Origin of the sequence: Thiosulfativibrio zosterae, from assembly GCF_011398155.1 — a bacterium.
Lineage (GTDB): Bacteria > Pseudomonadota > Gammaproteobacteria > Thiomicrospirales > Thiomicrospiraceae > Thiosulfativibrio > Thiosulfativibrio zosterae.
Genome location: NZ_AP021888.1, coordinates 626,957 through 641,155 on the forward strand (window position 1 = coordinate 626,957; position 14,199 = coordinate 641,155).

The window sequence follows — 14,199 nt, forward strand, 5'->3', positions numbered from 1 at the left end:
AAACCGCTCAAAGCGGTTTTTTAATGTTGGCAGGTTTTTACTTTTAAGCGTTCATGAAGGCTTCAATACGATTAAAGGCTTCAATTAAGTTTTCCATGCTGGTGGCAAAAGAAATTCGTAAATGGTCATCCGCACCAAAACCAGAGCCAGGAACCAAAGCGACCAATTGCTCTTCTAAAATGCGTTCTGCAAACTCAGCGTCTGTGGGGATGCCTTTGATTTTCATGGCCTCTTCAATATTGAAAAACGCATAAAAAGCCCCATCAGCAGGAATGCATTGAAAGCCCTTGATTTGGTTAATGCGCTCTACCACAAAGGTATGGCGTTTTTTAAACTCAGTTAACATCACTTGAATACAGTCTTGAGAACCATTCAAAGCTTCAGTGGCCGCCACCTGTGAAATAGAGCAGGGGTTGGAGGTGCTTTGTGATTGCACGGTACGCATACCCGCAATAATATCTTTAGGCCCGCCGGCATAGCCAATACGCCAGCCTGTCATAGAGTAAGCCTTGGAAACACCATTTAGCACGATGGTGCGTTCATAAAATTCAGGGCACACTTCTAAAATGTTGGTAAATTTTAAATCGCCTAATTGGATGTGTTCATACATATCATCAGAGGCAATCAAAATGTCAGGGTGTTTTTTGAGGACTTCGCCTAAGGATTTTAATTCTTCAGGGGTATAAATCGCCCCAGTCGGGTTTGAGGGGCTGTTAATCACTACCATGCGTGTTTTTGCGGTAATGGCATCACTGAGTTGTTGCGCAGTAATTTTAAAACCTTGTTCAATGCCCGCTTCAATAATCACCGGAACGCCACCGGCCAACAAAGCCATATCTGGGTAAGAAACCCAATAAGGCGCAGGAATAATAACTTCATCCCCATCGTTTAAAGCGGCTTGGCATAGGTTGTAAAAGCTTTGTTTGCCGCCTGAAGACACCAATATTTGATTCATTTCGTAATCAAGATGGTTGTCACGCTTAAACTTGGCGCGGATGGCTTCTTTGAGTTCGGGGATACCATCCACCGCGGTATAACGGGTTTGGCCAGTTTGAATGGCTTTGATACCTGCCGCTTTAATATGGTCTGGGGTATCAAAGTCAGGTTCGCCAGCACCAAGGCTGACCACATCCTTGCCTTGACGGCGCAGTTCGGCAGCTTTGGCCGTGATAACGAGGGTTAGAGAAGGCTGAACTCGATTGACGCGTTGCGATAGGCGGGACATAAACGATTTAACTCACTGAATTTTGATAAAATATTGCACATTATTCTACTCTGTTTTCTGACTAAATAAAATTCACTTATTGCCTTAATTCTGAAATAAAGGGCAAGATAAATGACAGTTATTTGAAAAACCTTCAACAAAGATCAATCATGACTAAAAAATTTCAATTAGTTTCACAGTATCAACCGGCTGGCGATCAGCCGACGGCCATCAAAGAATTGGTCGATGGGCTAGAGTCTGGCGAGGCTTTTCAAACCCTGCTAGGGGTGACGGGTTCTGGGAAAACCTTTACCGTTGCCAATGTGATTCAACAGGTGCAAAGACCAACCATTATCATGGCCCACAATAAAACTTTGGCGGCGCAACTCTATGGCGAAATGAAAGGGTTTTTTCCGCACAACGCGGTGGAATATTTTGTGTCTTATTATGATTACTATCAGCCAGAAGCCTATGTGCCAGCATCTGACACCTATATCGCCAAAGACTCGTCAGTGAATGAGCAGATAGAACAGTTGCGTTTATCGGCGACCAAAGCCTTGCTGGAGCGTGAAGATGTCATTTTGATTGCCACGGTATCGGCCATTTATGGGTTGGGTGATCCTGATCAATATCTCAAAATGATTTTGCAGATGCGTTTGGGGGATAAGGTTAAGCAGCGTGATTTATTAGCGCAACTCATCAATATGCAATATACCCGTAATGACATTGAATTATGGCGCGGCCACTTTAGAGTGCGTGGAGATGTGATCGATGTGTTTCCAGCAGAAGCTGAACAATATGCGGTGCGCATTGAATTATTTGATGACGAGGTGGAAAGCATTGCGTGGTTTGACCCTTTAACTGGCGAAGTTCTCAGTCGTCCGACTCGGGTGACCATTTACCCCAAGTCGCATTATGTAACGCCACGCGAACAGATTTTAAAAACCATTGATCAAGTGAAAGTGGATTTAAAAATTCGTTTAGAAGAATTCCGCTCCAATTTTAAGCTGGTGGAGGCGCAGCGCTTAGAAGAACGCACCAAGCTCGATATTGAAATGATGTTAGAGCTGGGCTATTGCACCGGGATTGAAAACTATTCCCGATATTTATCAGGGCGCCCAGCGGGTTCGCCACCACCAACCTTATTGGATTATTTACCTAAAAACGCCTTGATGGTAATCGATGAAAGCCATGTCACCATTCCGCAAATTGGTGGGATGTATAAAGGCGACCGTTCTCGTAAAGAAAACTTAGTCACCTATGGATTTAGATTGCCTTCGGCGATGGATAATCGACCGCTGAAATTTGATGAGTTTGAAGCCATTATGCCGCAAACCTTATTTGTATCAGCCACCCCGGGCAATTATGAAGCTGAACAAAATGCCACGATTGTTGAACAGGTCGTCCGTCCTACCGGATTGTTAGACCCAGAAATTGAGGTGCGCCCAGCCTTAACGCAGGTGGATGACTTGTTGGGCGAGGTGCGTATTCGCGCCGATAAAAACGAACGGGTTTTGGTCACCACTTTGACCAAACGCATGGCGGAAAATCTCACCGAATACCTTGAAGACCACAATGTACGGGTGCGTTATTTACATTCGGATATCGATACGGTTGAGCGTATTGAGATCATTCGAGATTTGCGCTTGGGCGAGTTTGATGTGTTGGTGGGGATTAACTTGTTGCGAGAAGGGTTGGATATTCCCGAGGTTTCTTTGGTCGCCATTTTAGATGCGGATAAGGAAGGTTTTTTGCGCTCCGAGCGTTCGCTAATTCAAACCATTGGCCGAGCTGCTCGTAATGTGCAAGGAAAAGCCATTTTATATGCTGACAAAATCACCAAGTCGATGGAGAAAGCCATCGGCGAAACCGAACGGCGCCGCGAAAAGCAAATAGCGCACAATTTAAACTTGGGTATTTCGCCACAAAGCCTCAATAAAAAGGTCACCGATATTCTCGAAAACTCGCCCTATGCGCCAAAACCAACCAGGCCTGGTCAAAATACTAAGGTGGCTGATTCAAAAGGGGATTATGAGGTTGCGCAAAAAGTGAAGAAAATGACGCCCGCGGAACTGCTGCGCGAAATCAAGCAAGCTGAGAAGCAAATGTACCAAGCGGCAAAAGATTTAGACTTTGAAAAGGCCGCCATGCTGCGTGACCAAGTAAAAACACTCAAATCAACTATGGTTGGTGTGGGTGATTTGGGTTAAAATAAGATAATTTTAAAATTTTTGGGCAAAGCCCATCTCTCAGTTGCAAGGCGTTTAATTAATATGACCCCCCTTAAAAGGATGCATAAACCGTTTGTAGTGCCCATGTTTTGCTTGGCAAGTCTATTTTCTACAGCACAGTTATTGGCGTCTGATAAGCCACTTCCAGTGAATGAAGACATCTCTACTAAGGCGGTTGAAGCGCCGAAAACCGGTGATTATCAAACCAGTTATGCAGAGGTTCTGAAATATATCAAGACCAATAATGACGCTAAGGCTTTAGATGTCTTAAGAGAAATGGCTAAAGATTATCCTGGTGATGTTCAAGTACAAAATAACCTAGCGGTGTTATTAACGCGTCAAAAAAAATATGAGCAGGCTCAGAAAATTTTTGAAACCTTGCTGACCAACAATCCAGAATATGGCGTTGTGTTTAATAACTTAAACGAGCTTTATGCGTTTCAAGCGCAAAAAGCCTACAAGCAAGTGTTTGCCGATTCCCCTTTAGTGCGCCCTAAGGGTAATTTATTAACGCTCAATAAAACACCAGAAGCCATCGCAGAACTGGATCGTCTTAAAAGTGATCCGGCAAAGCGTAAATCTTTTGAGTTAATTGAAACTCAAGTACGCAAGGCTTTGGAAGACTGGCGAATCGCTTGGACTAAACAGCGTTATGAAGCTTACATCAATGCTTATGTGCCTGACTTTAAAGTGGAAGGGCTAGAAACCCACGAACAATGGGCAAAACAACGCAAGTGGAGTGTATTAGGGCCTAGCAAAATCGAAGTTAAGCTTTCGGATATTGAATTGTTGATTGTGAATGATGACCTAGTCAGCGCTTCTTTTGTGCAAAACTATCAATCTAATCGTTACCAAGATAGCATCAAAAAAGTGTTGTATTTTAAACGCCTAGCCAGTGGCTGGAAGATCTCTCAAGAGATGACGGTTGAGGTTTTTCTTAAGTGAAGAAAATTTCTAAAATAATTAAGGCGGCAACCTTATCTTTGCCTTTAACCCTCTCTGCGCCGAGTGTTCTGGCAGATGAGCGTCCGCAAGAAAAAAGTTTTTCTGAGGAGCAAGGTCTATTGGCGGCTTATACCGCTTTGCAGCAATTGGATTTGCCCAAGGCTTTGGATTTAACCCAGACCCTCATTGAAAACTATCCTAATTACAAAGCGGCACAAATATTAAAAGCCGATTTGTATGCCATTAGAGCCAATCAAACGGCACTGATGATGCGCACGCAACGCAAGTACCAAAAAGAATTGTCGAGCTTTCAAGAAGAGGGGCGTTTGCGTTGGGTTTTTGAGCAAAATACCTTGGAAACGCAAGGTTTAAACTATGTGATGAAAACCGCTGAAAAAGGGTATTTGGTGATGGTAGATGCCAAGCTGCATCGCTTATATCTGTTTGAGCAAACTAAAGATGGTTTGGTTAAAAAAGAAGACTTTTATATCATGCTAGGACAGGCGGGTGTTGGTAAAGAGCGTGAAGGCGATAAGAAAACGCCTATCGGTATTTATCATATCGATGGCTGGAAAGATGGCAAAACCTTACCTGACCTTTATGGTTCTGGCGCTTTAACCTTAAATTATCCGAATGCTTGGGACAAAGAGCAAGGTCGCACAGGCAGTGGTATTTGGGTGCATGGAACGCCTAAAAATACTTTGACGCGTGAACCCTTGGCAAGCCGCGGGTGTGTGGTGCTAACCAATCAATCGATTGAACGCTTGCGAGAAGCTTATCAATTAGGGGAGCAAACACCTGTATTGATTTTGTCTGGCGAAAGCACCGTTGAGCCTTTAGATTCAAAAAGTGTTTTAGCGGACATTGAAAGCTATTTAAAACAAGACCCCATGCGCGCGCCTTTAAAAATGGAAACCTTGAGTGTGATGCAATATCCTGACCAGCCTAAGATGGTTTACTTGCGCTATCAAACCCAGCAAGGACAATGGCATGAGGAGTTTTGGCAACACCAAGAAAGCCGCTGGCAGGTTTTGTTGCAAGACCCAAAATCAAGTCAGTTGTTAGCGGGAAGCTCCTACAACCTACCCTCACAAGATTAAGATTCTTATTCAATCATCGATTAAATTTTAAAGCGTCCGTTTAATAAAACGGGCGCTTTTTTATCTAGAATGCCCTAAAAATCAACCTCTTTAATGCTGAGCTTTTCGTCCACCCAAGCTTCAAAATCACGCCACATTTGATAGTTTTCTTTCTCAGAGGGCAGTTTTCCAGCATGTTCTAGTTCTATCGTTAATACAGGAATGTTGAGAAACTCACCGGCATAGCGACCTAAAGAGCCGGGATAGGTCCCCAGTTGATGCAGCTTTAGATGTCCGATTTGGTCAGGTGTCGCATAATCTGGTCCGTCATAATCTAACAGCCCATAAGGGGCATGCAAGGATAAAATGACATCGGGTTTATAGCGTTTTATAAAGTTTACCATCCATTTCGTTTCAGGTTCGCTTTCCGCAAATGGCCCTGGGTAGCGGCGGGGATTAGAACGCGTATGTTTTTTCCACAGTTTGAGCGCGCTGTCGTTCCAGTCGGGGGTTGGAAAGTTGCGGTTTAAATCAACGCCGCTGGCGTTTTGACGCTGAGAAGGCACCGAGCTTAACAGGCCATCTGGGTTAGCCAGTGGTAAAAATAGCCAATGGTAACTATTTTCTTCTGGGTGTTTAAGTAATGACTGCAACCACAAATAACCCAGTGAAATGGCTGAGTATTCATCGCCATGAATACCGCCTACAAAAAGGACTTTCCCTTTGGGGGGAAGTTTTGGGTTGGGCATAATTTCACGATAGGTGAGTGGCCGACCTTGAATGCTTTGATAATTTTGGCTGGTGTGCAGATCCAATGCCAAACAACCTTCATAAGTGACGGTGCGCAATTTTTTTGCAAATGCCTGGCAATAACTGTCTAAGGCTGCCTTTTCTTGCATTTGAACTGGGTCAAATTGTTCGGCAATCACTGCTTTGGGCTGCTCTGCCGCTAGGGTTACATTGAACCACAAGGGTAACACAAGGCTGGATAGGCGTATCATTTGGGTGAGTTTAGAAGGTTTCATAGGGTCTCTCATAAGGGCTGTCTTAAGCATCCGTTTGCATGGTTACAGGCGCTTGCGGTTCGTCTTGCTGCGGCTGTGGCAGTTGACTGTTTAGCTTAATTAGTAAGCGTAAATCATTCATGGAGTCGGCATTGCGTAATGCATCTTCATAGGTAATTTGTTGGGCTTCATAAAGTTTAAATAAGGCCTGGTCGAAAGTTTGCATACCGGCTTCTTCTGAGGCCTTAATCAAGGTCTTCATTTCTGCAATTTGCCCTTTAAAGATTAAATCGGCCATTCGTGGCGTGTTAATCAGTATCTCGATGGCGGCCACTCGACCGCCACCAATTTTAGGTATCAGTCTTTGTGAAATAATGGCTTTTAAGTTTAAGGATAAGTCCATCAACAATTGCGCGCGGCGCTCTTCTGAAAAGAAGTTAATAATGCGGTCTATGGCTTGGTTTGCATTGTTTGCATGCAGTGTTGACAGGCACAGATGTCCGGTTTCAGCAAAGGTAATGGCGTGTTCCATGGTTTCGTGAGCCCGGATTTCACCAATTAAAATCACATCGGGTGCTTGGCGCAGCGTGTTTTTTAAAGCAATTTCGTAAGACTCAGTATCTACACCGACTTCTCGTTGCGTAACAATACAACCTTTGTGTGGATGCACAAACTCTACCGGGTCTTCAATGGTAATAATATGACCTTGCGAATTAGCATTACGATGCCCAATCAGGGCTGCTAGAGAGGTTGATTTACCAGAACCTGTGCCCCCCACAAACAATATTAAGCCGCGTTGTTGCATGATTAAGTCGAGCAGAACTTCTGGTAAATTCAGGTCAGCAAACTCAGGAATTTTACTGTTAATCACGCGTATGACCAAACCTGATTGGTTTAATTGCTTAAAAGCATTGACTCGAAAGCGCGACAATCCTGGGATTTGATAAGCAAAGTTACACTCTTGGTGACTTAAAAAATCTTGGCGTTGGGACTCATTCATTAAACCCAGCGTGAGTTGCTCAGCCATTTCTGGGGTGAGGGTTTCTTTGGTGAGGGCGTGCATTTTGCCATCTTTTTTATAAGAAACCGGCGCATTAGCGGTAATGAACAAATCAGAGCCTTTTTGTTTTACAAAGGCGGTCAGCAGAGCATGGAGGTGGTTTTGAATAGGCGTCATAGTGGTTATTATACAAAGTCCTGTTTAACGACCGCTTTTTTGCGGGCATCATCTTTTGTGACCAGGCCTTGAGCAACCAATCGTTTTAAGTCTTGGTCTAAACTCTGCATACCTGCCTTGTTAGAGGTTTCTATGGTCGAGCGCATCTGTGGAATTTTATCTTCTCTAATCAAATTGCAAATGGCCGGTGTTCCCAACATGATTTCGTGAGCGGCTACACGACCACCCCCGACTTTTTTCATGAGGGTTTGAGAAATAACTGCTTTTAAGGATTCTGACAACATGGCGCGCACCATATCTTTTTCGGCGGCAGGAAAGACATCAATAATACGGTCAATGGTTTTGGGCGCAGAACTGGTGTGTAAAGTCCCCAGAACCAAATGCCCGGTTTCCGCCGCCGTTAAAGCCAAGCGGATGGTTTCAAGATCACGCATCTCACCCACCAAAATAACATCAGGGTCTTCGCGTAACGAGGAGCGTAGAGCATTACTGAAGCTGTGGGTGTCACGATGCACTTCACGCTGATTAATCAGCGCTCTTTGGGATTGATGCACAAACTCAATAGGGTCTTCGATGGTGAGTATATGACTGTATTGCGTTTGGTTGATGTGGTCTACCATTGCCGCTAGGGTGGTGGATTTTCCTGAGCCGGTAGGTCCTGTGACCAAAACAATGCCGCGCGGCGTCATGGCAATTTCTTTGAAAAGCTCTGGTGCTTTGAGATCGGCAAGCGATAACACTTTACTGGGAATGGTTCTAAAAACAGCGGCTATGCCGCGGTTTTGTTGAAACACATTCACCCTAAAGCGCGCAACTTTAGGCAGTTCAAAAGAAAAGTCGGCTTCTAGGTGTTCTTCAAAGTTTTTGCGTTGTTGGTCATTCATCACATCATAAATCATGCGATGAATTTCTTCTGGGTCTAAGTCTGGTAGGTTCACTTTACGAATATCGCCATCGCTACGCAACATGGGGGGCAGCCCAGCAGATAAGTGCAAGTCTGAAGCACCTTGTTGTTGAGCAAATTGTAGTAGCTGGGTAATGTCCATAATCCGTCCTTAGGTTGTTTCTTTTGAAAAACCAATTTTGTGTACTTGAGGTTCGATGCCCAGTTGTCGATAGTGCTTAAAACGCTGGCGTCCCATTTCGATGAGGTGGGGCGTTTGGTCTAAAATTTCAATAGTACGCTGATAGCGACTGAAGGCTTCAGGAAATTGGGTTTGATGATTTAACAAAATATCATTACAAGGTTTGGTGGGCGCCTCATGATAGAGTTGAATCGGCGCATTTTCTGCGTTCGCTAGGCTATGCGGAATAAAACTTTGTGGCTGGTATTGCCACAAACTTAAATCATAGCGTTGCGCATCGGCAGGCGTTTCAAACACGACATCTGCCCTGCGTTGCTCGCTGACAATTTTTTTGAGCAGTTTGCTCATGAAGTGTTCGCGAGCACTGATTTCGACAGAGTTTAGAATGTAAAACACCACTTCAGGTGAATTTGAAGGGGTGTTGGTTTGGGTGTTTGACATTTACTGCGCCGCTTGTTTCACTAAATATTCCACTAGGGTTGGCACAGGACGCCCAGTTGCACCTTTGTTTGCGCCACTGACCCAGGCGGTTCCGGCGATGTCTAGATGTGCCCAAGCAACATTCTTGGTAAAGCGCGCCAAAAATTGCGCGGCGGTAATGGTTCCTGCAGGGCGTCCACCAATATTGGCCATATCGGCAAAGTTAGATTTCAGTTGTTCATCATATTCTTCGCTTAACGGCATTTGCCATAAACGGTCATAGGTGGTTTGGCCAGCGCTTAATAGGTCGTTAATCAAATCTTGGTTATTACCTAAGACGGCGGAAATATTATGCCCCAAAGCAATAATACACGCCCCAGTGAGGGTTGCCATATCGATGATTTTTGCAGGTTGGTAGGTTTGTTGAGTGTAGGTTAGGGCGTCACATAAAATTAAACGACCTTCGGCATCGGTATTTAAGATTTCGATGGTTTGACCCGATAAAGAAGTCACCACATCACCAGGTTTGATGGCGTTGCCTGATGGCATGTTTTCGGTGGCAGGAATAACGCCTACCACATTGATTGCAGGCTTAAGTTCACCCAAGGCTTTAAAGGTACCCAATACGGTGGCTGCGCCACCCATGTCATATTTCATTTCATCCATCGCCTCTCCAGGTTTAATGGATATGCCGCCTGTATCAAAAGTGACGCCCTTGCCCACTAAGGCAATCGGTGCTTGCGTTGCATTAGCGCCTAGGTAGCGTAAGCAAATCATTTTGGGTGGGGTATCTGTTCCTTGCGCAACCGCCATAAAAGAACCCATGCCCATTTCAATCATTTCTGCACGATCTAGGATATTCACTTCAAAACCGTAGGTTTGCCCAAGTTCAACTGCGGTATCAGCTAAATAGGTTGGGGTACAGAAATTACTGGGCATATTCGCTAAATCTTGCGTTAATGCCATGCCTAGAGCGGTGGCTTGACCCTGAGAGATTGCGCTGTCCACTGCTGTTGATGGGGCGTCGCTTAAAAGGCTAATGTGCGTAATTTTATTGGTTTTTTGGGTGAATTTACCACGGCTCACATGGCTGTATTCGTAAACACTTTGCTGTAACCCCAGCGCGTTTTGGTAACAACGCCAAACGGCTGTTTTATAGTCAATATGAGTTAGGGCATTGCATATTTGGCTTGCGCCGGTTGACTCTAGGGCTTTGTAGGCGTTTTTGATGGCCGCTAAATAACTTCTATCAGTCAGTTTGTTGGCTTCGCCCAATCCAATCAGAAGGGCGCGTTTTTCTAAAGGATTTGCGTGGCTGGGCAATAGCAGAGATTGATTGGCTTTGGCAGAAAAATCTCCCTCAGTTATCAAGGTGTTAATCAAGGCGGTTAACCCAAGAGAATCTGCTAGCGAATTGGCTTGGTCAGAGAAAACAGGCAAGACTAAGGTGTCAAATGCCTTAAGGGTTTCTAAAGTTAAGTTTTGAACAGAATTAAAAGCGATGTGTTTCATGGGGTACCTTCAGGGGCTCTTTAAGCTATAATTTATAATTTGAATTATTCTAACGCTTGGTGGCTGTTTTTGCGAATACTCGATACATATTTAGTCAAAGAATGGCTTTTAACTTTTTTAGCAGTCCTTCTGGTGCTGTTATTAATCACTTTTGGCACAGAAGCCACTAAGTTGTTGGCCATAGCTGTTGAGGGTAAATTGCCCCCCAGTGTGTTATTAGAAGTTTTATTGCTAAAAATCCCGCCAGCCTTGGAAGTTATTTTACCTTTGGTGGCTTTGTTAAGTGTGATGATGGCAATAGGGCGGCTCTATCAAGACCAAGAAATGGTGATTTTGAATAGCTGCGGCATTGCCCCTGCCTACTTTCAAAAGCGTCTGGTGATATTTTTGGTGCCTTTGGCGCTGATTACCGCTTTTATTACCTTAGTGGTGACGCCCTGCTCTTTTCAGCAAGAAAGAGCCTTAATTGCGCAAGCGCAAGTCAACTCTCCTTTGGCCGCTTTGGTACCCGGAAAGTTTAATGAACTCCCTAATCAACAAGGTATTTTTTATGCGCAATCGATCAGCGCGGATGGCGACTTGCGGTCAATTTGGGTGCGCTTAAAAACGCCAGAGCAAGATGTCTTGCTCATGGCACCCTTGGGCAAGTTTGAGTGGATTGCAGGGAAGTTGGCTTTGGTTTTATTGGATGGACACAGTTATCAAGGGTTAAGTGCGGGCTCTGAAGTGACGGTGCGTTCTTTTAAGCGTTTTGAAGGATTTCTCCCCACTCTTCAAGTTACTCCGCCAGGGCCGCAGCGTTTTGAAAAGTCAACCTTAACCCTTTGGCAATCCGAAGATCCAAAAGACTTGGCCTTATTACAGTGGCGTTTAGTCACGCCTATCAGTGTGGTTGTTTTAGGGTTGTTGGGTTTACGCATGAGTAAAACAGGACCTCGTGAAGGGCGCTTTGCAAAAATATTTTTAGCCTTAGTGTTGTATGTTGCCTACAACCAATTACTGGTCACAACCAAAGAAGCAGCAGGTGATGGTCATTGGCCTATCTGGTTAGGTTTATGGCCGGTACCGGTGTTTTTCTTGTGGTTTGCGCTGACAAAATTAACCCTAAAAATAACCAGGCCTGGTTATTTTTACGCGGAATATTGGGTTAATTTAGTGAAACCCAAGGAGTCTTCACCATGAATTCTATTGAACGCTATTTAGGTCGTGTTGTGGTGGGGCATACCTTGTTGGTTCTGATGGTTTTATTGCTGATCTTAGGTTTTTCAGAATTTATGATTCAGTTGGGCAAGATCAATGCCGACTATACCTTGCAAAAAGGGGTGCTTTATACGCTGCTCAAGTTGCCGGTCTATGGTTATGAGATTTTTCCGGTGGCCATTTTGATTGGCACCTTGTTGGGCTTAGGTAGCTTGGCCAATCATGCAGAATTAACCATCTTGCGCGTGACAGGCTGGTCCATCGGACGCATTTTTTGGGGCGTGATGAAAAGTGTTTTCTTATTGTGGTTGGTTGCTGCCGTAATTGGTGAAATTTGGGCGCCGCAAGCGGAGTCTTATGCCAAAAAACTGCGTGGCGAAGCGCTACATAGTAGCTTTTCGATAGGCAGTTCAGCCGATATTTGGTTGAAGGATGAGCAGAAATATATTCATATTGAACGCGTAATCAATGAAAAATTATTCCATCATGTCACGCTCTATCATATTCAAAACCAACAGCTCGTTGAACGCATTTATGCCGAAAAGGCCAGTTATGATGAGGCCTCAGGGCAATGGAAACTATTTCCAATCCTAGATAAAAAATTACAATGGCAGGCCTTACCCGCTGAAAACCTAGAGAGCATGGCGTTTGCCGAGCCACCAAAACAATTGAATTTGGTGGTGGAACAAAAACCTTTTGAAATGGTGAGTTTACCCGTCACGCCTGCTTTATTAGAAACCTTACAAGTTGAAACTCGGTATATGGGCATTGTTGATTTATACGGGTATATTGATTTTTTGCAAGCCAATGCTTTAGATGCAGAGCCTTATAAATTGGCGTTTTGGCGTAAGTTGGCGACACCTTTGGTTATTTTGGGCATGATTGCCTTGGTGTTTCCGTTAATTTTTGGGTCTCAAAGACAAGTGAGCATGGGGCAGAGGATTTTTGTGGGGATTATGATTGGCATGAGCTTTCATCTACTCAATCAGATTTTTGGCAATCTCACGGTGGTTTATCATTTGCCAACCTTGGCTGGTGCCATGTTGCCTTCTTTGGTCTTTATGAGCATCGCTTTTTGGATGCTCAAACGGGTGCGTTAAAAGCCAATTTTAATGGGTCAATTCAATATTGACCATTTGCGTTACCTGTTCAATGGTAATGGCATCCATGCAGACAGGTTCGGTACAGGGGGTTTTGCGGTGGTTCGCAGCGCTCACGCACGGAGAACAAGCCAGGCCGGCAAAAATGGCGGTACTGTTACCCAGTGAGCCATAGAGTTTGGGAGTTTCTGGCCCAAACAATACAAAGGTTTTTAACGGGGTAATCGAAGAAAAATGTCCAGGCCCAGAGTCATTGGTGACCATGAGCGTTGAAATCGAATACAAAATTGGCATTTCTAAAAGTTTTAATTGCCCGGCAAAGTTGATGCATCGAGGATGATTGACTTGTTCTAACAGGGCTTGAGCCTCAGCTTTTTCACCGGGCGCGCCGGTAATTAAAATAATGATATCTTCATGCTGATTGAGCAGGTTTTGCATCAGAGCAATAAAGTTGGCCTTGGGCCAGCGACGCTGCGGTAATAGGTCGCTGGCGTTAGGGTTAATCAACACAATTCTCGGCGTTGTTTCAGGATAAGATGGCGCAAGCCCAGCTACTTTTTCTTGAATAACGGCTTGTTGTTCTGGGCTGAAAGTCACTTGATCAAGTTTAATATCTGCTTCAGAGATTACGATTTTAGAAAACGGCATTTCATGTGTTTTGGCTTCTAGGGCGTAAATCAAAGAAATGAAATTTTTGGCAATGTGAATATGCGGGTTATAGGCAACCTTGTGGGTCAGCATTTCGCCACGATACAAGCCTTCGCCATGAAAATTATGGTAGCCGACACGGTTTTTGGCGCCACTAAAACCGGTTAACAAAGCGGAAACGCGTGAAAACAACTCTAAGTCTATCGCGGTATCTATGTTGTTTTTACGACACCAAAATAAAAATTTCACAGCATCTCGTATGAGCGTGAAGATATTATCTTCACAAAGGGTAAAGATGTTGTTTTGCGGAATGGTGTTGAGCAGGTCTAAGCTGGGTTTATTTTTACTGAAGATGACGAAAAAAAGTTCCGCATCAAAAGTACGTTGCGCGCGTTTCATCGCCGGGTCTGCAATGATGGTGCTACCCATTTCAGAGAGTTCAACAAATAAAATATTTTTAGGTTGAGAAGGTTTTTTGCCTTGCATCCAATCCCCTAACTTAATCAAAAAAGTACCGATAAAAGTCAGCGGGATTCCTAAGTGGTGGTCCACTTTGCGCATCAAATCTACATTCATAATCTTGTCGTCTTATTC

General features: G+C 44.3%; 12 protein-coding genes. 5 read left to right on the forward strand and 7 right to left on the reverse strand.

Annotated elements, in window-relative coordinates; genetic code table 11:
• Nucleotides 1-43: 43 nt before the first annotated feature.
• Entirely contained in the window at nt 44-1,225 is a 1,182-nt protein-coding gene (locus tag THMIRH_RS02630; protein ID WP_173290487.1) for a pyridoxal phosphate-dependent aminotransferase, read from the reverse strand.
• Between the two features lie 149 nt (nt 1,226-1,374).
• Here THMIRH_RS02630 and uvrB point away from each other — a divergent pair, with 149 nt between their 5' ends.
• The 3 genes from uvrB to THMIRH_RS02645 all read left to right on the forward strand — a co-directional run bounded on the left by uvrB (nt 1,375) and on the right by THMIRH_RS02645 (nt 5,480).
• On the forward strand, nt 1,375-3,414 hold the full coding sequence (uvrB, locus tag THMIRH_RS02635; RefSeq protein ID WP_173290489.1) for an excinuclease ABC subunit UvrB: 2,040 nt from the start codon (nt 1,375-1,377) through the stop codon (nt 3,412-3,414).
• A gap of 105 nt (nt 3,415-3,519) precedes the next feature.
• Nucleotides 3,520-4,380, forward strand: a complete 861-nt coding sequence (locus THMIRH_RS02640; protein WP_173290491.1) for a L,D-transpeptidase Cds6 family protein — start codon at nt 3,520-3,522, stop codon at nt 4,378-4,380.
• On the forward strand, nt 4,377-5,480 hold the full coding sequence (locus tag THMIRH_RS02645; protein ID WP_173290493.1) for a L,D-transpeptidase family protein: 1,104 nt from the start codon (nt 4,377-4,379) through the stop codon (nt 5,478-5,480). The genes THMIRH_RS02640 and THMIRH_RS02645 overlap by 4 nt, the downstream gene beginning before the upstream one ends.
• Nucleotides 5,481-5,554: 74 nt before the next feature.
• Here the strand turns inward: THMIRH_RS02645 and THMIRH_RS02650 are convergent, their stop codons facing one another.
• From THMIRH_RS02650 to THMIRH_RS02670, 5 genes are read right to left on the reverse strand one after another with little or no spacing between them, the layout of a single operon-like run.
• The gene (locus THMIRH_RS02650) at nt 5,555-6,484 is read right to left on the reverse strand and encodes a M14 family zinc carboxypeptidase (protein WP_243831478.1); all 930 of its coding nucleotides are present in this window, start codon (nt 6,482-6,484) and stop codon (nt 5,555-5,557) included.
• Between the two features lie 22 nt (nt 6,485-6,506).
• Nucleotides 6,507-7,640 (reverse strand): PilT/PilU family type 4a pilus ATPase, encoded by a 1,134-nt coding sequence (locus THMIRH_RS02655; RefSeq protein WP_173290495.1) that lies wholly within the window; start codon nt 7,638-7,640, stop codon nt 6,507-6,509.
• A gap of 8 nt (nt 7,641-7,648) precedes the next feature.
• The gene (locus tag THMIRH_RS02660) at nt 7,649-8,686 is read right to left on the reverse strand and encodes a type IV pilus twitching motility protein PilT (RefSeq protein ID WP_173290497.1); all 1,038 of its coding nucleotides are present in this window, start codon (nt 8,684-8,686) and stop codon (nt 7,649-7,651) included.
• Nucleotides 8,687-8,695: 9 nt separating this feature from the next.
• Entirely contained in the window at nt 8,696-9,166 is a 471-nt protein-coding gene (locus tag THMIRH_RS02665) for a DNA polymerase III subunit chi (protein WP_173290499.1), read from the reverse strand.
• Nucleotides 9,167-10,657, reverse strand: a complete 1,491-nt coding sequence (locus THMIRH_RS02670; protein ID WP_173290501.1) for a leucyl aminopeptidase — start codon at nt 10,655-10,657, stop codon at nt 9,167-9,169.
• 132 nt (nt 10,658-10,789) lie between these two features.
• On the opposite strand from THMIRH_RS02670, the gene lptF reads away from it, so the two are divergent.
• Nucleotides 10,790-11,839 carry an LPS export ABC transporter permease LptF gene (gene lptF, locus THMIRH_RS02675; protein WP_243831479.1) on the forward strand — a complete coding sequence of 350 codons (1,050 nt, stop codon included), beginning with the start codon at nt 10,790-10,792 and terminating at the stop codon, nt 11,837-11,839.
• Nucleotides 11,836-12,957, forward strand: a complete 1,122-nt coding sequence (lptG, locus tag THMIRH_RS02680) for an LPS export ABC transporter permease LptG (RefSeq protein WP_173290505.1) — start codon at nt 11,836-11,838, stop codon at nt 12,955-12,957. The genes lptF and lptG overlap by 4 nt, the downstream gene beginning before the upstream one ends.
• Nucleotides 12,958-12,966: 9 nt before the next feature.
• Here the strand turns inward: lptG and THMIRH_RS02685 are convergent, their stop codons facing one another.
• The gene (locus tag THMIRH_RS02685; protein ID WP_173290507.1) at nt 12,967-14,181 is read right to left on the reverse strand and encodes a glycosyltransferase family 9 protein; all 1,215 of its coding nucleotides are present in this window, start codon (nt 14,179-14,181) and stop codon (nt 12,967-12,969) included.
• Nucleotides 14,182-14,199: the final 18 nt, after the last annotated feature.